At 33.1% G+C, this 25,019-nt stretch carries 7 protein-coding genes; 3 read left to right on the forward strand and 4 right to left on the reverse strand.

Annotated features, from left to right (window positions below):
- The first annotated feature begins 65 nt into the window (after positions 1-65).
- Positions 66-392, forward strand: a complete 327-nt coding sequence (locus H0I29_RS17875; RefSeq protein ID WP_218730867.1) for a multidrug efflux SMR transporter — start codon at positions 66-68, stop codon at positions 390-392.
- A 126-nt stretch (positions 393-518) separates the two neighbouring features.
- The gene (locus H0I29_RS17880; protein WP_254712664.1) at positions 519-1,673 is read left to right on the forward strand and encodes an MFS transporter; all 1,155 of its coding nucleotides are present in this window, start codon (positions 519-521) and stop codon (positions 1,671-1,673) included.
- A gap of 67 nt (positions 1,674-1,740) precedes the next feature.
- Here H0I29_RS17880 and H0I29_RS17885 read toward each other — a convergent pair whose 3' ends face one another.
- The 4 genes from H0I29_RS17885 to H0I29_RS17900 all read right to left on the reverse strand — a co-directional run bounded on the left by H0I29_RS17885 (position 1,741) and on the right by H0I29_RS17900 (position 11,376).
- On the reverse strand, positions 1,741-2,325 hold the full coding sequence (locus H0I29_RS17885) for an MCP four helix bundle domain-containing protein (protein WP_218753845.1): 585 nt from the start codon (positions 2,323-2,325) through the stop codon (positions 1,741-1,743).
- A gap of 108 nt (positions 2,326-2,433) precedes the next feature.
- Entirely contained in the window at positions 2,434-4,530 is a 2,097-nt protein-coding gene (gene recG, locus H0I29_RS17890) for an ATP-dependent DNA helicase RecG (protein WP_218730869.1), read from the reverse strand.
- 218 nt (positions 4,531-4,748) lie between these two features.
- Positions 4,749-10,892 carry a T9SS type A sorting domain-containing protein gene (locus tag H0I29_RS17895; RefSeq protein ID WP_218753847.1) on the reverse strand — a complete coding sequence of 2,048 codons (6,144 nt, stop codon included), beginning with the start codon at positions 10,890-10,892 and terminating at the stop codon, positions 4,749-4,751.
- A 205-nt stretch (positions 10,893-11,097) separates the two neighbouring features.
- Positions 11,098-11,376 carry a hypothetical protein gene (locus H0I29_RS17900; protein WP_218753849.1) on the reverse strand — a complete coding sequence of 93 codons (279 nt, stop codon included), beginning with the start codon at positions 11,374-11,376 and terminating at the stop codon, positions 11,098-11,100.
- Positions 11,377-12,505: 1,129 nt separating this feature from the next.
- Between H0I29_RS17900 and H0I29_RS17905 the strand changes: the two genes are divergently transcribed.
- Positions 12,506-24,787 carry a cadherin-like domain-containing protein gene (locus tag H0I29_RS17905; protein ID WP_218753851.1) on the forward strand — a complete coding sequence of 4,094 codons (12,282 nt, stop codon included), beginning with the start codon at positions 12,506-12,508 and terminating at the stop codon, positions 24,785-24,787.
- The last annotated feature ends 232 nt before the right edge of the window (positions 24,788-25,019 follow it).

Genomic DNA, 25,019 nt, shown 5'->3' on the forward strand with positions numbered 1-25,019 from the left:
TATTCATGGAAGATACAAATTTTGTAACATCATGAATAGCTAGTATCAAAAAACATACCTTATAAATGAATTGGATTCTATTAATTATAGCAGGACTTTTTGAAGTTGCTTTTGCTGCTTGTCTAGGTAAGGCAAAAGAAAGTACAGGTACAGAAACCACTTATTGGTACATTGGTTTTTTAGTATGTTTATTTATTAGTATGTTTCTACTTTTAAAAGCTACACAAGAGGTACCAATTGGAACCGCGTATGCCATTTGGACCGGAATAGGTGCTGTTGGAACAGTTTTATTAGGAATTCTTGTTTTTAAAGAACCTGCTACTTTTTGGCGACTTTTTTTTCTTTCTACTTTAATCTTTTCTATCATTGGGTTAAAAGTGGTGTCTAATTAAATGTTTTAGTTTTGAGAATAAAAAATAACATTAAAATTAAATAAAACTATTCTATAACATGCTTCTAAGAAGTAGAACAAATAGTACTTTTGCCAAACTTTTAAAAAAGGATGTCAAAAAAATTATATGATTAAAAAGAGTTTATTATCACTAGCATTAGGAACATTTGCCATAGGAATGACAGAGTTTACAATGATGGGTATTTTACCTGATATTGCTAAAGACTTAAATATAGATATTCCTTCTGCAGGACATTTAATTTCTTTATATGCACTAGGCGTTGTTATTGGTTCTCCCATTTTAGTTCTATTTACCGCTAAATATTCACCTAGAAAAGTATTAATTTTTTTAATGCTATTGTTTGCTGTTTTTAATGCATTATTTGCTGTTTCTCCAATATATTCCCTTTTACTCGTTTCTAGATTTATGGCAGGTTTGCCACATGGTGCGTTTTTTGGAGTTGGCTCTGTAGTGGCTGCAAAATTTGCAGACCCTGGTAAAAAAGCACAAGCAATTGCTATTATGGTTACCGGTATGACCATTGCAAACCTTATTGGAGTTCCTTTAGGTACTTATATTGGGCATCATTTCTCTTGGAGATACACGTATTTAATAATAAGTTTATTTGGTTTATTATCGATGCTTTCGATATACTTCTGGATCCCTAAAATGCAACCACTTTCACAAGTTAGTAAGAAAAGTCAGTTAGCATATTTTAAAACAAAAAAAGCATGGGTTATAATCGGTATGGTTTCTATTGGAACCGGTGGTTTATTTGCTTGGTTAAGCTATATAGCACCTCTTATGACAGAAATCACCAAAATTAATGAAGATGGAATTCCGTTTGTAATGGTTTTAGTTGGTTTGGGAATGATAATAGGAAACCTTTTAGGCGGAAAATTAGCAGATATTATTACGCCACAAAAAACAGTTACGGTTTCTTTTATATTTATGATGCTCTGTTTAATAATCATCTATTTTACAGCCCACATTCCGTTTATGAGTTATTCAATGGCATTTATTACGGGGGTTGCTGCTTTTAGTTGTTCATCTCCAATACAAATGCTTTTAATAGATTCTGCAGAAGGATCAGAAAGTATTGCCGCTGCCGGAGGTCAGTCTAGTTTTAATTTAGGAAATACCATGGGTGCTTTTTTCGGCGGATTGCCAATCACCTATGGTTATGCTTATAATTCGCCTTTGCTTATTGGAGTTGGTATGGTAGCAATAGGTATTTGTTTTTCTTATTACTATTTAGTTTTACTAAAAATAAAGGATTAATATAAATGCTATTAAAAAAATAAATCAGATTTATTATTCTGCCTTACAAATTTAAAATTGAGTCTACTTATTTTTCTTTAGGTTTATAAATTACAATAACCTGAACTACAACACCTAAAAAAATTAATACGTATATTTCTAGTTGTGTAAAAAGCTCTATTGAATCAATAGCCCTCTTACTTATAGACATTTGCCTTTTTCCTTCATTCATTTGAATTTCAGACAATGCATATAAGTTTTCTTTTACATTTAATATCTTACTATTATAAGAACTTTTTTCAAAAGGTGTGGAGTTTTCTGACTCTATTAAAACTGCTAAATTATTTTTAAAATCATTAAAAACTTTAGCTTCTTTTTTGGTTAATTTTGTTCCTTCAAAGGTATTAATAGCCTTTTCAATATCTACATTTACTTGTTTATTTCTACCTAAATAAAACGTAGAGTCCAATTTAGCTAGTGCCAATTCTTTTTCTTGAACAGATTTAGAAATTTTAAAAATTAAATCTTTAGCAACAAGCCTATCTTCATAAATAGTTTCTAAAGAATCTTTTATTCTTACAAAATTATTTCTATCGATTAGATTCGTAGCAATAATTAAAATAAAAATCATTAATATTCCAAGAACCCATTTTACTTTTGTATACAATTTCATTTTTTTTTAGATTAAAACAAACAATATCAAATATACGAAAAATAACAGGTAAAAAAAGCAACTATCCAGATTACAACCGCATCCAACACTTAAAAATGCAATAAAGCACTAACTAATATTAGACCAAATTTTAGAATTTTTAGACAATTCTAAATAGGCTGTTTTAATATTTTTATTTTCTGGTTTCGATAAATTACCATCTTCTTGCAAAATTGCAATTGCTGTATTTCTTGCAGCAACTAAAATTTTAGAATCTTTTACAACATCGGCAATTTTAAGGTTTAAAACACCACTTTGCTGGGTACCCATTAAATTTCCTGGGCCTCGCAATTTTAAATCTACCTCAGCAATTTTAAATCCGTCTGTGGTATCTACCATGGTTTTTAAACGTGTTTTTCCTTCTTCGGATAGCTTATAACTAGACAATAAAATACAGTAACTTTGGTCGGCACCTCTACCAACCCTTCCTCTTAATTGATGTAATTGTGAAAGCCCGAATCGTTCTGAACTCTCAATAATCATTACACTGGCATTAGGTACATTTACACCAACTTCTATTACAGTTGTTGCTACCATAATTTGTGTTTCTCCTTTTACGAAACGCTGCATTTCATGTTCTTTATCTGCAGGTTTCATTTTTCCATGAACAATACTTATTTGATATTTTGGTGTTGGAAAATCTCGAGAAATACTCTCATAACCATCCATTAAATCTTTATAATCCATGGCTTCAGATTCTTGAATTAACGGATAGACAATATACACTTGCCTTCCTTTTTCAATTTCATCACGCATAAATTTAAAAACCGACAATCTATTTTTATCAAATCGATGTACTGTTTTTACTTCCTTTCTTCCAGGAGGTAATTCATCTATTACAGAAATATCTAAATCTCCATATACAGACATTGCCAAAGTTCTTGGAATTGGTGTTGCCGTCATTACTAAAATATGGGGCGGCAAAGAATTTTTAGTCCACAATTTAGCCCTTTGTGCAACTCCAAATCGATGTTGCTCATCAATAATTGCAATTCCTAGGTTTTTAAATTTCACTTTATCTTCTAACAAAGCGTGTGTTCCAATCAAAATATGTAAAGTTCCGTCTTCTAAATTCGCATGGATTTCTCTTCGTTTTTTTATTCTAACCGATCCTGTTAATAAATCGATATTAATATCCATGTCTTTCAACATCTCTGAAATAGCATGATAATGTTGGGTTGCCAAAATTTCTGTTGGCGCCATAATAGTTGCCTGAAAACCATTATCTATAGCTAAAAGCATGCTTAATAAAGCAACAATCGTTTTACCAGAACCAACATCTCCTTGTAAAAGACGATTCATATGCGCACCTGAAGCAACATCTTTTCTAATTTCCTTTAAAACTCTTTTTTGAGCATTTGTTAAATCGAAAGGTAAATGATCTTTATAAAAAGTATTAAAATAATCACTTACGTTTTCAAAAACAAAGCCTTTTATTTTTGTTTTATTAATGAGTTTCTTTCTCAATAACTGCAACTGAATAAAAAATAATTCTTCGAACTTTAAACGATTTTGGGCTTGAGCTAAGTTTTCTTGATTTTTAGGAAAATGTGCATTCAGCAAAGCATCACGCTTAGACATCAACTTAAAGTCATCTATTATTTCTTGTGATAATGTTTCTGTAAATACTTCAAAAAACTGCTGTAATACATACTGAACATAACTACGCATTAATTTATTTGAAACACCAGAGTTCACTAATCTTTCTGTTGATGGATATACAGGCTGCATTTTAGATTGCAACTTTTTCTTGTATTCCGTAACCAATTCTAACTCTGGGTGTGGAATACTAAAATTGCCGTTATAATGGTTCAACTTACCGTAAACCACATAGAGTTCATTAATTTTTAAAGAGTCTTTAATCCATTTTTGACCTTTAAACCAAACCAATTCCATAGAACCTGTAGCGTCTTGAAAAGTTGCTACTAGCCTACTTCCTCTTTTTTGAGCTACCGATTTTACGCGTGTAATTTTCCCTACAATTTGTACTTCAGAAGAATTGGGCTGTAAATCTTTTATAGCATAAAAAGCTGTTTTATCTATATATCTAAAAGGAAAAAAGTTGAGTAAATCATTACATGTTTTTATACCTAATTCGGTGTACATAAGCGCTGCTCTCTGTACACTAATTCCTTTAATATATGTTATTGGATAGCTTAAATTCAACTGATAGAAATATAAAAAACGAAAATACAGAAATCTACAGGAATAAAAGAAAAAATAATACTTTTTGAAGGTTCTTGTATTTCACAACAAAAGCAATCGTTGATATTCTTACAAAAAAATAGCCCCATTGATTTTTGTAATAAAAACCAATAGAACTATTTAAACAAATAATTAATCCCAACGTTTGCTATTTACAAAACGTCATTTCTCCCCACTCACTAATTTAATATAACTTTTTTAGAAATTTTTCCTTTTTCTGTTTCAACATTTATGATATAAATCGCTTCAGATAATTTATTTGTTTTTAACCTCTGTTGCGTAGTTGTTTGATCTAAATCTTTCCAAGAACCAATTGTTTGACCTAATAAATTAAATAGTTTTACGCTTTTCAGTTGAACATTATTCTCGTTATTAATAACGATTTCTTGCGTATCATTATCCATGAAAACAGTAATACTTTTGTTTAGTATTGCTATATCGTCTACAACATCCAGAGTACTGTTTGTACTTTGTTGAAATGTTAAGAAAAAACGATCTGTATAACTTCCGCTTGAAAGGGTTAAAGAAAAACGACCATCACTAATTAAGTACGTCACATTTGTTAATTTATCTTTTATATAAACTTCTCTATCAATAGCTTCCCATTCATCAATACCTATAGTTACCGTTCCGTCATGAGCTAATGACAAGTATAAAGGAACTTCTAAATCATCGGAAATATTTTGTACTCCTGCAATAGCGTATTTACCTTCATCATTAGAGAATTTCCAATAAAAATCGGTTTCACCAACATCTAACATTGCTGCATCATACCCTTTTTCAATCTCAAAAGAATTACCATTTTTAAAAGAAATACCTATCTGTCTATGTAGTCCTAAACCTTCTTCATTTATATAATCCATCCCTAATTTAATAATAGCAAGTTTGCTTACCGCTTTTACACTTTCTTTTTTAGAATGAGTATCACTTTTAAAGAAAATGGACTCACTTCCTTCTTTCACATACTCTCTTTGACTATTATTAAATTCGATTGAACCTCCATCTGAATCTCCTTCAACAAAGAACCCTTGCCCCATAGCAATATATGGCCCAGGTATTTGATATTCTCCAGTTCCAACTGATGGAGCCCCTTCATTTACAACACGTCCTTTTAAAGTAAACGCATCTAAATATAAACTTACAACAGTATTACTTGAGTATTTCACCTTTACAGTATCTCCTACTTTAACATCTGTAAGAGACTGAATCTCTAAATACATATCTGCACCTGAAGAAGCTAATTGAAGCTCTTGAATATCTCCTTGATTCACTTGAATACTTAATGAAATACCACCAACACTCTTATACTTTAAAATAAATTTATCTGCATCAATAGAACTCTCGAAAGAAACACCTTCATTATAGGCAGTTAGACGCGCACCACTAACTCCTATATTAACAGGATCAGTATAAACTATTGCTCCGTTAAGGTGAACACAAGTTTCTGCTTCAACTAAACTTAAAACCGAGTCCGAACCATTATTAGAGGAAACCTGATTAGCAGCCAATCCCATAGAAATATTTCTAAGAGCATAACCTCCAACATAACCTCCATAATTATGCCCTGCAGTACCCCATCCACTTTGTTCAGCTGCATGTTCCCAGAAGTATAAATTACCAGTAATAGAACCTGTTCCACTTTCTGTATTGTCTTCTATAAACTTCTTTGCACTAATTGCTCCTGCAAAAGGATTCCCTACTAAATAAGATTCATCAGTTCCCACTGTTGAACTCATATCTCCATCTTTTGGAGTACCTACAAATGTATAATTTTGCTTTTGATCAGGTCCTTTAAAAATAAAACCATCCGTTTCAGAAATTGTTTGATTTTTGTACTTATGCTCCCAATTAGACCTATCTCCTGCTCCATTAGCATAGGTATACACCCAGTAATCTGCTATAGATATAGGATCTGTACTCCATGTACCATTATAACCACCAATAAAAGTTATGTTTTTTGCAATATCAGTCGGTCCTTGACCAATTACACCTCCATGACTTAAGACATTGCTACCGTCTTTTAGAACACTTTCTATGGTATAATTAGTTTCTCCAACAGTATTTACAGGAGAACTCATGTAATTATATCTATACATACTAGGTACCATAGATTTTTGATCTACCAATAATTTACCAGAACCTGTAATTTGTTTTACTCCATCATGTGTTTGTACCAGTTGTGCTTTATTAGTATCATCTGTACTAACTAATCTAATTTCTCCGTCTAAAACAATGTTATTAGTTACAACTAATAAATGATCTGTAACACTAAACACAGTATTACTTTTAACTTCTAATTTACGAGCACTTAATTTCTCTATATGTTCGTAACTTTCCGAAACAACCACTTCTCTAGATCTATCTGGATAACCATTAGACCAATCTCCACTTATTCTATTTGTAAAACCAAATCTATGTAATCCTGGTTTTATGTTAGCCTCAATATTTGCAGAAGCAATCTCAGATAACAATGGATCATGAGCATGACGTTCTATAGAAGCATCACTTTCTAAATCTGTATAGGTAGTAATATCATCATTTATAAAAGCAATCCATTCTTTCGATTCAAAGTTTGTATTTGGTACAGATACAGAATCTATGCGCACATAACTTGTGCTATCTGCAATGTTTCTTATTACATCTGTTCTATTAACCCAAGCTTTATAATCAATGTCTTTTGTTAATACAATAATATCATTTTCACCACTAAAGTCTGTAACGTCTGTATTTACATGCTCCGTTGCAGTAGATAATTTATTTGTAACAGACCCCATGGATATTAATATAGACTTCCCTCCATCAATACTACTTGTATTAGCAAATGCAGCGGTTGGAGACAATGAGCCTGATGGATCTAATGTTCTGTCTTTATAGAAAGCAACATTAGCTGTATTTGGAGCAACTATATTATTAGGATCTATGTTTGTTATTTCTATCCAACGCTCTCCATCTGACTGAAATACTTGCGTTATCATTGCTGTTCCACAGCCATTAATATTATTATTTAATGCATAAGTTAAATAATTGGAAGGATAAGTTGTAATTGCCCTTGCAGTATCATCGGTTTCTATACTTGCTACTAAACCGTTACTACCCACAGATTGACCAGAAGCTGCAATATCTAAAATAGCATTATCTGTAGGTTCGCTAATATTCGCTGAAGCATCTGTTCCGTTTCCATTAGTTACATTTGTTGTCTTTAATACACCAGGTACTCCTGCCTCCATAACATCTGGACAACCATCTCCGTCTGAATCTAAATCTAAACTATTAATAATACCATCATTATCTTCATCATTAAATTCTGCTGGACATTGTAAAACACTAAAAACAATATTATCTACCCCAACATCATTACCTGCACCACCATTGGGTTGGTCATTATAAATTACAATATCTACTTCATCTGTAGTACCTGTAAAATCTAAGTTTACTCTTACCCAAGTATCATTATTAGTAACCCCCAATGAACTTGAAGAAACCGTTTGTAAAACGTTTCCACTTGTATCTTGTACTTCTAATCTGAATATAGGAGCATCTGCACAACCATTACATAAACCCGCCATATCTAATCGAAATCTATAATCTGCCCCAATAATTAAATTATTCAATCTATGACGATAAAACTCAGTGTTACCTGTATTTATCATATTAATAGATAAGTATCTACCACTTGTAGAACCACCTGCAGGTCCTGTAAACTCATCTATATTTGCATCTATATCTCCAATTTGATCTGTACGGTTGTAAGCAGGTAAACCAGGAGCGTTAGAAGAAACAATAGCATAAGAACCATCTGGTATGGCACCATTAGTATCATAAAGATGATTTTCTACATACGGATTACTTGATCTTCCTGTACCCGTACCAAAATCTTCACTATACAATTCGACAATTTCTACCTTATCTTCAATAGGACAATTACCGTTCTCTATAATATCTATAATACCATCATTATCATCATCAATATCTAAACTATCATCAATTCCATCATTATCTGTATCTATTAAACAAGTTGCAAAACTTCCTTCTGTAGCTCCTCTTGTATCTACGAAAGCGCCATAAACCTTAATTTCATTATCTAAAGCTACACCTACCAATGCGGAAGCTGAAATTTTTATTCCAGAATAAGCCTGTGTCGTTTTAAAGCCAAGATTAAGATCACCAGAACCAGATATTCCAATAATATTTGTCAACAAATCTAACCCTATTAAATTACCAACGGTACTAGACTCTAACTCTGCCCCACTAGAACTTAAAGTAGTAATAGTTAAACTGTTTTGTAAAATACTTAAACTAATTAAAGCATCATCATAATTGATTGAGAAACCAGCATATGATCCAGCAGGGAAACTATTCGTTGCATCTCTTACAGCTAAACTAGCAGAGCCTCCGACACTTGCTAAAACATTAATTGTTGCATAATCTGTATCGTCACTTGTTATTACATTACCTGCATTAACAACACTACAACCTACACATGCTAATCCCGAAACACCTGTCTGTTGAAAATCTATATACGTTGAAAATGTTGGAGAACTTAAATTGTAAGACGTATTACATTCTAACGTTGTACTGCACATTTTTTGAATGACACTATTATATATTTTAATAATCCCTAAATCTACAGCAGCAACTGGTGCTGCAAACTTAATTCTCACCTCATCAAAAGTTCCCGTAGCAGGAAAACCAATAGTTTGCTTGTTTTCTGCAGCTAACAAAGGAGCACCTACCAAAAGAGTACCTCCTGACTTAGACTCTACCAAAGTTCCATTTAGATAAGTAGAAATAGTAGTATTACTTAATACATCTATTGCCACAAGTGATTCTGACTCCATTACAAAACCTACATAATAAGGATTCGCTGTTGTAGCTGTATAACTATCTAAAACATCATATACACCTATTTCTAAAGCTTCTAAAACATCTATATTTAAACCTAATTTTGCAAAGTCATCTGTATCTGAATTTATAATATTATTTAAATTAGTTACACTACCACCTGCACTCAATAAACCTGTACTTGCGGGTGTATGCACCTCTACCGGATAATCTGTATTTGTCCACGCTACTTGTTCATTACAAGTTAAAGCCGCTGCCAAACAGTATTCTTTTATAATAGGATGGTTAACAAAAAAATCACCTAAACTTACACCAACAGTATCTGAAAGTTCAACTTTAATTTCATCATAAGGTTTAGATGTATCTGTAACAAAACCTACATTTCTCGTTGCACTTGTTAAAAGCGGAAGCCCCACTAGAGCATCAGTAACATTTATAGTTTCTTGTGGTGAATCATTTAAATAAGTAGTAATTGTTAACGTGCTTAATGCACTTAAATCTACAAGAGCATTTGTCGTTATATTAAACCCTGCATAGGTACCTCCTGCAAAAGGAACTACTGTAGCAGCCTGAAAATCTCTTTGTTTTTTCACGGATAAATACACGGTTCTTAACACTCCTGCCGAAAGAACACCACCTGTTAAATTTGCGTGAGTACTTGAACTACCATCTAATACATTTTCTGGATTAATACCTGTTGACCCCAAAAGATTAAGACTAACACCAGTAGTACCAACATCATCTATTTCCATCGCATAACCTGTACCTAAAGAAGCTTCTGAAATTGTGTTACAAACTAATGCACTACTTGTATCTTCATAAATTTTTACAAACGGATAATTAACAGCTAAAGTACTAATTACACCGCTAATAGTAATCCTCATCTCATCAAAAGCAACCGGTGATATAAAACCTATATTTGCACTTGAGCCAAAACCTAAGTTAAGCGATAAGATATCACTAGAAGGGGTATAAGTAGCCACCTCAGTTGAGTTACCATCTTTATACAATTTAATTGTGATTGTACTTGCTACATTTAATCCAGTACCAATATTAAAACCAGCATAAGTTCCTGCAGGAAAATCACCCAATGCAGAAGGCGCTGTAATTGTTAATGTAGCACTAGGGTTTAACAAAGCTACAGTAGTAGCTGATGTAGAATTAGTTAAACTAGCATCTATAGCATCCTCACTACTACTAAATTCGTCTAATCCTAAATATTTAGTACTACTCACACTAACCCCAGTAAAATCTATAGTCCCAGAGGGATTAGTTTTATAATTATTTACCAAGGGTACAATTTCATTTTTAGGCAAATCTGCAAGAGTGTTTACTGCAAGTAATTTTGTTGGTGAAATTTTTGTTGTTTTTGTCTTAGGCGGACCTTCAAGACCATTTGCCTTATCATTTGTAGCATAAATATTTATTATACTTAAAACGAACAATAGGGTGAACCATTTTTGAGTTGTTGTTGTTTTCATTTTTCGGGGAATTAAAAAATTTATAAACTTTTTGTATGCTATTCTTCTAGGATAAAATTATATATATATAATCTTATCCTCAGAATAATTATTCTAAACATTGTGTTTGTTATGAATTTTAATAAAATAATAAATAGGGTAATTTTTTACAGGACTATACTATACTATACTATACTATACTATACTATACCTAGTCAATTACCTATTACGCTACCTTTAGATTTCTACGCTTTGTCTTATCAACTTGCAATAGACGGTATTTGCTATTCACCTTCATAACCATATTAAAACAAGTATGATTATTCATTAAAGTTACTACTTGGTTCTCCGGAGGTTTACCAATAGTATCAACAATAAGTATTGTTTTAGTAGCTGTAGACTTGTTAGTAAGTCTTTTCACCTCCTTATTATTCTCTGCAGAAGTATTTAAAATACTTAGAACGAATAAAAGAGTGAACCATTTTTGAGTTGTTTTTCTTTCCATTTTTACGGGGGATTAAAAAATTCATAAACTTATTTATAATATTATTTAGGGGCAAAAAATATAACTCTTACCTAAAATAACTTCACAATGATGTTTGTTCCTATTTTAGTAAAATAACATAGCAATTATCTTAATAATTAATTTATCTAAAACTCTAAAAACTAATTTAGTAGATTTCAATAAACATATCAATAATATAATTTTTTATTCATAAAAACAAACTTTTACCTATTAAATATCTATTTTTTTATCAAAAAACATAAACATAACCTTAGCAATACATTAAATAAACAAACAATTATGCAAAAGAGTATTCCCTACCCTTTTTCAAACTTTCCTATAGGTAAAAAATAAGACTAAAATATCAAGTAGTAACTTTAAAATAGTGAAAAATTATCACTGTTTTTTATTTCCTCTATTTTTATGAACTCTATTTTAAGCAACAGAAATAACAATTGTCTCATTCAAATTATAAGAGAAATTTCAATACAAAACAGAACCTAATAATTAAACTGTAAGTTATGAAGCCTGAAATGTCACTCATAAATTTGTGTTGCATCTTTTTTATATCCTTTATTTGTAAAATATAGCACTTCAAATCAAAATAATTGTAATAAATACAGTTTCACGCGACTCAGAAAAAACAAACCAAAAGCTAAAAAAAGACTGTGCTTATTTAAATAATTTCAACTAAAAAAAGGTACCATTTTTTCTTTTTAAATACCCTCAAAGAACAATTTTAATAATTAATTTTAAAATAAATTGAGTCCTACATTTTACAAATAAACACAATAAAATTGCCAATATCTATAAGAAAACATCGAGTGAGTAGTAAGTGCGTAGTGATATTGAAGAGGTTTGAAGAAAATACTTTTTTAAATTAATTTCTATTTAAATTACTATATATAATTTTGCTTTACTATTTAATAATGTAGATAGAAAGGTCCCCACAAAATATTTTCCCCCAAAAAAAACACACCTTTAAAATGGTGTAAAAACAGCTACGAAAAAAATATCCATATTCATCATTAATTTGGTTATGATTTTACGTGCTAAAATAAATTTCTGTTCATGGTTTTAAATTATGAAATATAAAAACTAATCAAGAAAAAAAAGAATTTAAAAAATTATGAAACAATTTTATTCTAACAAAGTTAGTAGTATTTCTTTTAAAATTACTTCTAAGTGTAGCTTACTAAATTTAATCCGTAATACCTTTTTGGTTTTTACAATGTTTGCTTTTCAAAATTTAGCTGCACAAAGTATAAGTTCAACAAATGATGTAAAATCGAAACATGCACGTCACTTAAAGAATAAAGCAAGACTTCAAACAACTAACAATAATGTAAATGTTAACAAAGACACCAATACTACTGAAGTAGAAAACAACATAAACACTTCTACAAAAACGGTATCTACTCCACTTATTTACAGAAATAACACTTCTATAGAAGCATTCAATTTTAATTCTTCTATTGACTTTTTGAGAAATAAAAGCATAAAATCAAAAACAGCAGCTTCCACACAAACTACAGCTGTAAAACAACTTTACCTAACAAGTACAAATGCATTAGATAGAGTAGACCCCGTAGCTACTAATGATGCAACAACCGCTACTTCTGCTAGTATTTCACATACAATACCTGCTGTTTCTGTAGCTAATAAAACAACGTACACCAATACAACGGATAAAAAAAATAACCATTCATTTACACATAATACCACCGCTGCCAATCAATATTTAATTGTTGCAGTGTCTCATGAAAGTGATGGCTTTGATTCTCATATCACATCAATGACCTATAACAGCATCCAGATGGATTTTTTATATTGGGAATATACAGACAATGAAAAATATAAGGTTGAAATGTGGGGAATAGCAAATCCAGTCATAGGAACCCATACTGTAGCTTTTTATATTGCAGATGATGGAAGTAAATTAGCTGCTGCTGGGGCCATTAGTTTTAATAATGTAAATTTAAGCAACCCTACAAGCTCATATAATAGAAACTATGGTGATGCTACTTCTTTTTCTTCACCCGTTACCGTGCCAACAAATGGAATGGCACTAGATGCTATTGTTTGGAAAAAAGACTATCACGACCACACACACTTTGCAGGGAGTGGACAAACAACTCAATGGGACTTAGGCCCTGATAATAATGACCTAATTGGTGCAGCAAGTACGGCAACAGCACCCGCTAACGGTACCATGTCTTGGTCTGGTGGTGAGGACGAATATGCGCAAGTATCACTTGTTTTAAACCCATTATCTACCTCAAATTCAAAAACGGTATCTTTTACTCAAACCCCAGCATTATGTAGCCCTTTAGGTATAGACGCAGGTACTCCAATAGGTGTATCAACTTATGTAAATATAGATAGTGGTACTATGCCAGCAAACCCTAACATAACAGCTATTTTACAGTATGGGACTACTAATATTGTAACCTTAACAAACCCTAGTTATAGTGGTGGTATCTTAAATTGGAGTGGCTATTTGAGTTCTAATGCAATCATACCTGCAGGACAAGCAATCACTTTAAAAATAACTACAGCTCAGCCTAATGTTACGTTTAAAATAGATTACGATAGCCAAACAAAACCTTCAAAAATAGATTTACCTCTTTCTACGTATATAGACATTTCATCCTATGCTGTTTATGACGCACCTTATCCAGGTGGTAACATCATTACAGGAGCTAGTGCAGGTACTCCAACTTATCTAAGAGCAACAGTAACAAGTCCGTTTGGATATAATGACATTACGGGTTTAAAAATTAATATTTTAGGAGCCCCAGTAACAGCAACTTCTGTAGCAACAATAGATTGTACAAGAACGTATGAATACGTGTGGAACACTACAGGATTAGGAGGCACGTACTCAATTCCTGCAACTGCAGAAGAAGGATTCGAAGGTACAGGAACAGCCACAAAACCACTTAGTTTTGATATCTGCTCACCGCTTATTGAAGCTCCAGTATTTAATTTAGGCGCAACCTCTACACGCTGTCAAGCTGCCGAAAATAAAGCTTATACAGCTACAGCTGCGAACGCAACAAACATTAGTTATAGTCTAGACACAGCAAGTATAACAGGTGGTAATACTATAAACTCCACTAATGGAATAGTTACTTATGTTGCCGGTTGGTCAGGTATATCAATAATAACTGCTAACGCAACAGGTTGTGGAGGGCCAACAACTTCCACACATACAGTTACAACAAACCAATCTGTAGAAACACCAGTTTTTTCGGCTGCCATTTCTACGAGTAGATGTAAAGGTGCTGCAACAACAACTTATGCAGCTACAGCAACTCATACAACAGGTATTACTTACTCATTAAGTCCGCTTCTTGCAGGATCAATTAATTCTGCAACAGGAGCAGTTACTTGGAGTGCCCTTTTTAATGGAAACGCAACAATTACCGCTACAGCAGCCGGTTGTAATGGTCCTAAAACCAAAAACTTAATAATTTCTAGTACAGCTATAATTGCAAATGCAGATGCTGTAACAGGGCTTCAAGGAAGACCTATTCCGGTTAATGTTTTAGCCAATGATGAATGTGATATAGATATTACTACCGTATCCATAACCGTTCCGCCTGTAAATGGTAACGTACAAGTAGATGATAACGGAAAAGTTTTATACTTGCCTAATGGTAACTTTGCTGGTACCGAAACCTTTACTTACCAAGTTTGTAGTAATGGCCCAAATGCAGTTTGCGATACAGCCGTGGTAACTGTTACAGTAGAAGCAGTAACGGGAGACCCATGTTTGGAAGCAACGAATAATAAAACATTTTATTTACCTTTTCCGGAAGATTCAAACATGTTAAGAGAATCGCTTATTAGTGCTGCTAGTACTAATTATATGAATAGTACTAATCATGTAAGAACCATACTTAGTATTAAATTCCCATACCCTAATACTACCTTAACCTACGATCATTGGGAGGATGGCTATGAAACAGATATTAATATACCTAGTCAATCTACAACCCAAACATGGGGAGATGGAGATCTAACTAATGGTGCGGCTCCAGGATATCCAACGGATATAATTCCAGCAGGTGGATACATACTTATAGATGAAACATTTGCTTATAACCCAAGAAATTCAGTAGAAATTAAGTATGATGGAAAAGACAAACTGTTAACTTCGTCTGACGTTGCCATATCAAAAATATCTGGAGACACCACTCCTCAGGGTGGAAATGCTCAATTATTTGATGTTCAAAATGCAAAAACAAATGTATTTGATACAAGTCGTTTCGGTGAACTTTTTGTGATTCCTTTTGGAGAAAACATTACATTAGGTAGCACATCCGCATTTAAATACACTGCTTTATTTATTAGAGCAGCAACCGATGGTACTGTTGTTAGCTTAGATTACGATGGTGACAATACGGTTGACTTAACACGCACCCTAAATGAAGGAGAAGTTTGGTTTTATGACGGAACTGCTTCTACACCTGGAAAAGCTAGTGACATAAACAAGGCTAACGATATTAAATCTGGTGCCATTGTTACCGCAACCCATCCTGTAGGGATTGATTTACTATTTGGAGGAATTGACACTTATGGAACACGTAACCTAGCACTTTTACCTGGTGAATATTATAGTGATACCTATTACACACCTGTATATACTACATTAGACTCAGCACCAGTTTATGTCTTTTTTACGAATAGTTTAGACACCCCTATAACCGTAAACTATACTTCTGGAACAAATGCCTCTGGTAGTGTTGTGTTACCAGCTAATGGTTCTAATTATTTAGCGTTACCAAGAGTAGCCACTGGTTATAAATTTAAAAGCGCAAGTGGTCAAGCTTTTACTGCTATTTCAGTAACCGATGCTGACTCTTCAGGATCTACCTATGATTGGTCTTATAATCTTATTGCAAGTAATCGCTTAACAACCTTTGCAAGTGTTGCTTGGGCACCTGGATCTAATGATTTATCAGGCAATTATAATCCAATTTGGATTACACCTACATCAAATACCACCATCTACATAAAATACAACGGAAACGTAACAACTGCTCCAAATACACCCGCAAATGGTTGTAATCTGCCTTATGATTTGGCAGTTCCGTTAAACGCACTCCAATCCTATCAAATTTTTGATAACACAGATAATGATCAATCCGGAATAGCTGTTTATACTTGTGACGATGTCTCTTTTGCTGCTGTTTGGGGGCAAGACCCTAATGCTAATGGTAGTGTAACACCAGGAGGATCACCTTCACAAGATGTAGGATATGTGATGGAACCAAGATGTTTACAACAAATTTTATTCGCAAATGATGACTTAAAAGGAACCTTAATTAACACACCTGTAACTATTGATCTTGATGATAATGATGTCGGTTTTTTATGTACTATAGATCCCTCTTCAGTTTCAACATTAGGCGTATTACAACCTACTAATGGAACCGTAGTTACCAATGGAGATGGTACAGTTACCTATACCCCAAACCCTGGTTTTTCTGGTGTAGATGAGTTTGAATATAGAATTTGCTCTAGCGATTTTCCAGATATCTGTGATGTTGCTAAAGTAAGGGTACCAGTAGGTTGTTCTATTGCTAGTGCAGGAAAAAACAAAATAAGCGGTACTGTGTTTATGGATGATTCCTTAAATGCTAATTTTGATACTGGTGAAAAAGGTAAAAATGGTATCACTATAAATTTATATGAAGACACTAATAAAAATGATTTAGTTGATGCTGGAGAACCTCTAAAAAGTACAAGCATAACAGATGCTAATGGAAATTATTCCGTAGAATTAACAATACCAACAGGTACTGTTAATGCTGTTTCTAAGAGGGTTTCACAAAGTTCTGATGATGTTGAGGAAGATTCAGCTGGAGGAACACCACTTCTTACAAGTACCAGTCTAGATTTAGGAACCTTTAGTGGAACTGCACGAACTGTAGGTATGAGATTTCAAAACATGGATATCCCTAAAGGTGCAATTATAACCAATGCTTATATAGAATTTACAGCAGAAACATCTAATAGTGGATCTACCAACCTTGTTTTTTCTGCAGATGCTGTAGATAACGCTCCTATATTTACTACTGCAACAAATAACACTTCATCACGTACTAAAACGACGGCTACTGTACCTTGGACTTCCGTTCCATCTTGGACTGCTAATTCAACTTATAACTCACCTAATATTAGAGCCATTATCAAAAAAATAGTAGATAGACCTAATTGGACTCCAAATAATACTATTGCAATTTTAGTGGTAGGTGACGGAACTAGAGTAGCTCAATCGTTTGATCGTAGCTCAAGCAAAGCACCACGCCTTGTAGTAAATTATCGATTACCAATAACTACAAATTATCTTGTAAAAGTTAATGAAACAACTTTACCAGCCGATTATTCTATAACTACATCAGCTACCAAGAACGCTATTTTTAACGATTCAGATGTTTCTGATTGTGAAAATAATTTTGGAATTGCAAACTATTGTACTAACCCTAATTTACCAGATACAGATAATGATGGTATAAATGATATTTGTGATAATGATGATGATAACGATGGTATATTAGATACCGTTGAAGGACAATGTATAGAGATCTTATCTAATGATTGGACTAGAACTCCAATTGAAACTGTTTCTCCAACTTTAACAACTCCCGTAACAAACCCTCATCCTTTTGGAACCACTACTTTTAATGCTGCTATAGTATCTGCAGCGACATTAGCAGATGATACAAATACATCAAATGGAAGCGATGGAACTGGATCTAATTTTTCGGGATGGCGTATAAGACATAATGGTCAAACAGCTGGAATACCAGTTATTGCAACCATAGATTTTGCAGAAAACGTAAATAATCTTGCTTTTCAAATAGGAGATTTAGATGAAGGTACGTCAGGTTCTGGAAAAAGTGAACAAGTTACCATAGATCTAATATTATCAGATGCTACAACTTATATTTTAAAAGCTTCCGATTTTACCATTCCAGAAGGTTATACCTACTTAGGTAATAATGTTTTTAAAGCTAGTGGTAGCGGAACACCACCAGACTATAATGTTCTTATGGATATTCATACCAAAGTTAATGGCATAGATAAAATAAACATCTCATACACTTTTGCAGACGGTACACAAAACGATGGGTATATAATGATCGGTAATTTAAGCGCTTGTAGGCATCAAGATACCGATGGAGACAACATTCCAGATTATTTAGATACAGACAGTGACAATGATGGTTGTCCTGATGCTATAGAAGGAGATGGTAATTACAACTTCTCGGACTTAGATTTAAACAACAGACTTAAAGAAGCAATTGACAACAATGGGCAACCAGGAGGCGCATCGCAAGCAATTGGTACTTCTACAAATAAAGATATTCAAAGTACTGAATGTAATACTGCTGTAAATGCTGTAAACGATATCAATCAAACACCTAAAAATATACCCGTTGATGGTGCATTATTAACAAATGATGAAAATGTAACAAGTGTAACGATTGTAAAAGTAGGCACTACTGATTATCTAGTTCCTCCAGCAGTTACTGGAACCCAAGGAACTGTAACAATTACAAACGTACCAGGTGTTGATGAAAATGGAGATCCAGTAACCAATGCAGGTACCCTACTTATTTATTCTGACGGTACATATACCTTTACACCGTCATTAGGTTTTACAGGTACAATTAACCCGATAACTTACACCGGTTCTGGTGCAGATGACGTTACAGATACCGCAATATTAACTATAGAAGTAATTCCAAGTATTTTACCAGGAAATAATCCGCCAACGGCGCAAAATGACGTAAACACTACAGAATTAAATATACCAATTACCAATGGAACAATACTATCTAACGATAGTGATCCTGATGGTGATACGTTAAAATTAATTAGTATTACCACCGATCTAACCGATAATTCTGGCGGTACTTCTATTACTACTCCAACTACAGTAACAACATTCCCCATTTCTGGAGCAGGACAAACACTTTCTGGAAAGGACTTAAACGGAACCCTTGTAGATGTAGCTGGTACAATCACTTTTGATGAAAATGGTATATATACTTTTACACCTGCAATAGGTTTTACAGGTACTGTAAATGACATCACCTACACGATTAGTGATGGAAATGAAGGAAAAGACACCGCTATTCTTAGCTTATCTGTGAAACCAGATTTTGAAAACACAACCTTTGCTAATGATGATGCAAATTCTGCTCCGCAAGGAGATACTATGAATGGAAATGTATTAGATAATGATTTTGATCCGGAAGGAGATTTACACAAGGTAACTGGTGCTACTCTAAACGGCATAAATATTAATACTAATGTATTAACAAACATTCCAGATGTAGGTGATCTAACATTAAATGAAAATGGTACTTATACTTTTACCCCTATAACAGGTTTTGTAGGCACAATTGCTATAATATATACAAAATGTGATGATGGAAATCCACAAGTATGTGACAAAGCTACTTTATACCTTACATCATTACCAATTACTATTGTGGCTAAAGATGATATCAATCAAACACCACAAAACACCTCTGTATCAGGTCAATTAATTACCAATGATAAAGGTGTAGTAAGCGTAACTGTTTCTCACTTTGATTTAGGAACTGCCAAACAAGTTTCTGGTATTGACAAAAACGGTGATCCTATTACAAATGCAGGTATGTTAACTGTTAACGGTAATGGAACTTATACTTTTATGCCTGCTACAGATTTTACAGGTACTATAGATCCTATAACCTACATAGGAACTGGTAATCAAGGAGCTACCGATACCGCAATATTATCTATTGAGGTAATACCAAACGTTCTGCCAGGTAATAATCCACCAACGGCGCAAAATGACGTAAATACAACAGAATTAAATACTCCAATTACCAATGGAAAAATACTATCTAACGATAGCGATCCTGATGGAGATGAATTAACAGTAATCAGTATTACTACCGATGTAACTACAAATTCTGGCGGCATTACTACCCAAACCACAGTAACAACTTTCCCTATTTCTGGCACAGGACAAACAGTCTCTGGTAAAGACGTAAACGGAAATCCTGTTGATGTAGCAGGAACCATAACAATGACCAACGATGGAACGTATACTTTTACTCCTGAAAATGGTTTTACAGGTACCGTAAATGATATTACCTACACCATTAGTGATGGAAATGGTGGTACAGATACAGCTATTCTTACAATAGATGTGGTTCCTAATTACGGAAACACAACCGTTGCCAATGATGATGCTAATTCTGCTCCACAAGGAGATACTATGACTGGAAATGTAATAGATAATGATTTTGACCCAGAAAATGATGGTCAAATGATTACTAGTGCTTCTGTAAATGGTACACCGATTACTCCCGGAACTGCTATAGATGTTGCAGATATAGGAAATATTAAAATAAATACTGATGATAGCTATACCTTTATACCAACCCCTAACTTTATTGGAACAGTAGCTGTAACGTATACTAAATGTGATAATGGAATTCCACAAGCATGTGACAAAGCAACCTTGTACCTTACTTCTATTCCTGCTGCTGTTATTGCTGAAAATGACATCAATCAAACTCCACAAGACGTTGAGGTTGATGGACAATTAACAACCAACGACCAAGGTGTATTAAGCGTAACCGCTGATAGTTTTGTTTTAGGAACTCCTAAACAAGTTTCTGGTAAAGATAAAAACGGAAATGCAGTGGCTAATGCTGGTATGTTAACAATTAACGGTAATGGAACTTATACTTTTAAACCTGCTGCAGAATTTACAGGAAGTATAGATCCTGTAACTTATACAGGAACTGGTGCTGGTAATATTTCTGATACCGCACTATTATCTATTGAAGTTATTCCGAATATTCTGTCGGGTAATAATCCGCCAACGGCGCAAAATGATGTAAATACAACAAAATTAAATACTCCTATTATTAATGGAAAAATACTATCTAATGATAGTGATCCTGATGGAGATGAATTAACAGTAATTAGTATAACTACCGATGTAACTACTAATTCTGGCGATACTACTATTACTACTGAAACTACAGTAACAACATTCCCAATTTCTGGAGCAGGGCAAACAGTTTCTGGAAAGGACTTAAACGGAAACCCTGTTGATGTAGCCGGAAACATAACAATGACCAACGATGGAACGTATACTTTTACTCCTGAAACAGGGTTTACAGGTACTGTAAATGATATTACCTACAACATTAGTGACGGAAATGGTGGTACAGATACAGCAATACTTAACATAGATGTGATTTCTAATTTTGGAAACACAACTTTTGCAAATGATGATGCTAATTCTGCTCCACAAGGAGATACCATGACTGGAAATGTAATAGACAATGATTTTGACCCAGAAAGTGACGCTCAAAATATTACTACTGCTTCTGTAAATGGAACAACAATTACTCCCGGAACAGCGATAGAAATTGCAGGTATTGGGAATATTAAAATAAATATTGATGGTAGATATACTTTTGTACCAGAACCAGATTTTATAGGAACAGTTCCTGTAATATATGAAGTATGTGATAACGGCTCTCCAATAGCATGCAACAAAGCTACTCTATACCTTACCTCTATTCCGGTTGTAATAATGGCAGATGCTATGATTACACAAGTATATCAGTTTGGTAATGAAAAATGGATAGAAATTACGAATGTTGGTACAACAGATATTCCTGCAAATACAATTAATGTTCAATTATATAAAGACAAAACAATTGCAGATTTGATAGCACTTCCTATCACTCCTTTAAGTACTTCTTCAATAAAGATAAATACCATCTTAGAAGTAGGAAAATCTGTATTGTTAAAAAACAGCGGAAATACCACTATTACAAATATTGAAACTACAAATATTATTGAAAATTCAGCTATAACCGATTTAGACGATACTTTTAATGATATAATTACACTTTCAGGCTCTACAGGTATTTCTTCTTGGACAAATAGATACGATGTTGTTTCTAATATCAGCAACAAAACCTCTCTTGTAAGAATTGATGAAAGATTAACACCTAACAAAGATTATGATGCAAGTGAATGGGTCGTTTTTATAGATGATGCAATAACAACACACCAATCTGGTTATGGTGATGACATTACCAGTACTAAAAGACATCCTCAAGACCCGTTAATCTCTGAAATATTAGAATCTAATGCGAATGCAAATACGCTGTTAGGTTTACATAGAATTAAAAAAACAACGACAAATGCAGATGGTACTTGGGATAATGGTTATCCAGACAGATCTCGTTACGTTGTAGTTGACGAGTTTTACAATCACACTACAAGTAGATTAAGTGCTAGAAAATTAGATGTAAATTCTAATCAAGAACTAAGAGTAACAGATAATCTGTTAGTGGTTACAAATGGTATTGTATTAGACGGAGACATTAGATTGTCGGGTGCAGATGCTCAATTAGTGCAAACACATACGAGTACTAGCACTATTACAAGTAGTATTTTAGGAACTATAGGTACATTATTTGTAGATCAAAAATCTGAAGTAGACAGTAAATATCGTTACAATTATATGAGTTCTCCAGTTACTAGTCCAGGAACGCTTATTAACCCTAAACCAGACACCTATTCTCTTGAAACAGTGCTTAAAGATGGTACAACACCTAATACACCTAAAGACATTACTTTTATTGAAGGATATGACGGTGGTGTAGATGCAAGTGGTATTTCAATAGCAAAATACTGGGTTTATACCTATGCAGCCGGTAGTAACGGAAGATCTAATTGGGTACATAAATATCATGATGGAGAAATAACAAGAGGTGATGGTTATATCTTTAAGGGCCCAGGACAAGTACAAAATTACACCTTTGCTGGGACACCTAATGACGGTCGCTTTGAAACAAAGAATGAAATAAGTTTAGGCGAATCTTATTTAGTAGGAAACCCTTTCCCTTCTGCTATGAATGCTAGAAAGTTTATAGATGATAATAGTGCAATTACAGGAACCATCTATTTTTGGCAACATGTGGGAGAAAATAATACTTCAGGAACAGCAGGTCATAACTTTGGCGGGTATATTAGTGGTTACGCTACTCAAAATAAAGACATGGCTACAAATGCCTATGCAGCCAATCCGCAAGAAGTTGTAAAAATTCCGCTTGAAGCAGAAAACGCAGAATACTCAGGATTAGTAGAAGCAATAGGTATGCCTAATAAATCCATTTCACTAAACGAAACCGACTATATTAAATTCTCAAACATTTCTAATACTATAGATACATTAAGAATAATCTATGCGTCTAATGCTGATAAAAATTTAAAAATTAAAGTAAATAACATAGATATAACAGAAATTACTTTTGAGAACTCTAGTAATTTTTATGAAGAAAAAATAATAACTTTATGTGTAGAAGCAGGTAGTGACATTACATTAACCTCTATCGACGATAAAAACTTTATTAAGGTTGATAAATTGATAATTGAAAACACAGATGGAGAAACAGCATGTACCCCTAACACAGGAGGCATCGACTACAAAGAAAAATACAAAAACCCAGAATCATTTATTGCAGTTGGACAAGGATTTTTTGTAGAAGGTAGTGCTACCGGAACAATTAAATTCAACAATAGCCAAAGAGCGTACATTACAAAAGGAACTGGAGAATCTGTGTTTTTTAGAAGCCAACAGAAAACATCAGCAAAAACAAATAATGATGACTCTTCTCTTTTAAAATTAGGTATGAATTATGCTACTTCAGTTGGTAGTAATTTCCATAGACAAATAGGAATCTCTTTTAATCAAAGAAATTCATTTGCTTATGAAAAAGGATCTGATTCTAAAATGTACGACACCAATGCTACAGACTTCTATTGGAAGTTTCCAAACGATGCTAACAATTATGTAATTGCTGGAGTACAAGAAATATCTGATGCATTAGAAGTACCGTTAGAAATTGTGGTAAGCAAAAATAGTATCATCACTATTAACATTGATGATATTAATAACATTAACAAAGAAGTATTTATAAAAGATAAACTTACAGGTAAAACACAACAAATAAATAATGCGAGTGCTGTGTATCAGTTACAGAAAGGCACTTATACAGACCGTTTTGTATTGGCATTTGCACCAGAAGATACTGCACTTAGTTTAGAAGATAATTTCTTAACAAACCAAACAAATATTTATGCTGATAATAAAAACAAGCAAATTATTATTTCTAAAAACAATGAAATAGAAATTAATAAAGTAGAACTCTATGATATTCTTGGTAAAAAAGTAAGTATTTGGAATATTAAAGAACAAAAAAACAGGTATGAATTAGATATTAAAAAGCAAATACCAACGGGAATTTACATTGTTAAAATGAATACCAGTAAAGGCATTATGAATGAGAAAGTAGTAGTAGAGTAATTTAACCTAGTCTTCTTATTTTACTTAATAAGAAGACTAAATTTTAAGACTTAAAATAGAAAAGATTATTTATCAGAAGTTTTATCTGAAAATTTTTCTTCTTTTAATGTAATTATTAGTTGCGTCCCCACAAAACTAATCTCTTTTCTATTTGAGTCTTTTTTTTGCTTATAATTCAAAGAAACTTAAAACTATATTAAAATAATTTTAACCCATTAGTCTATAAAAATAT

This window comes from Polaribacter sp. R2A056_3_33, from assembly GCF_019278485.1.
GTDB lineage: Bacteria > Bacteroidota > Bacteroidia > Flavobacteriales > Flavobacteriaceae > Polaribacter.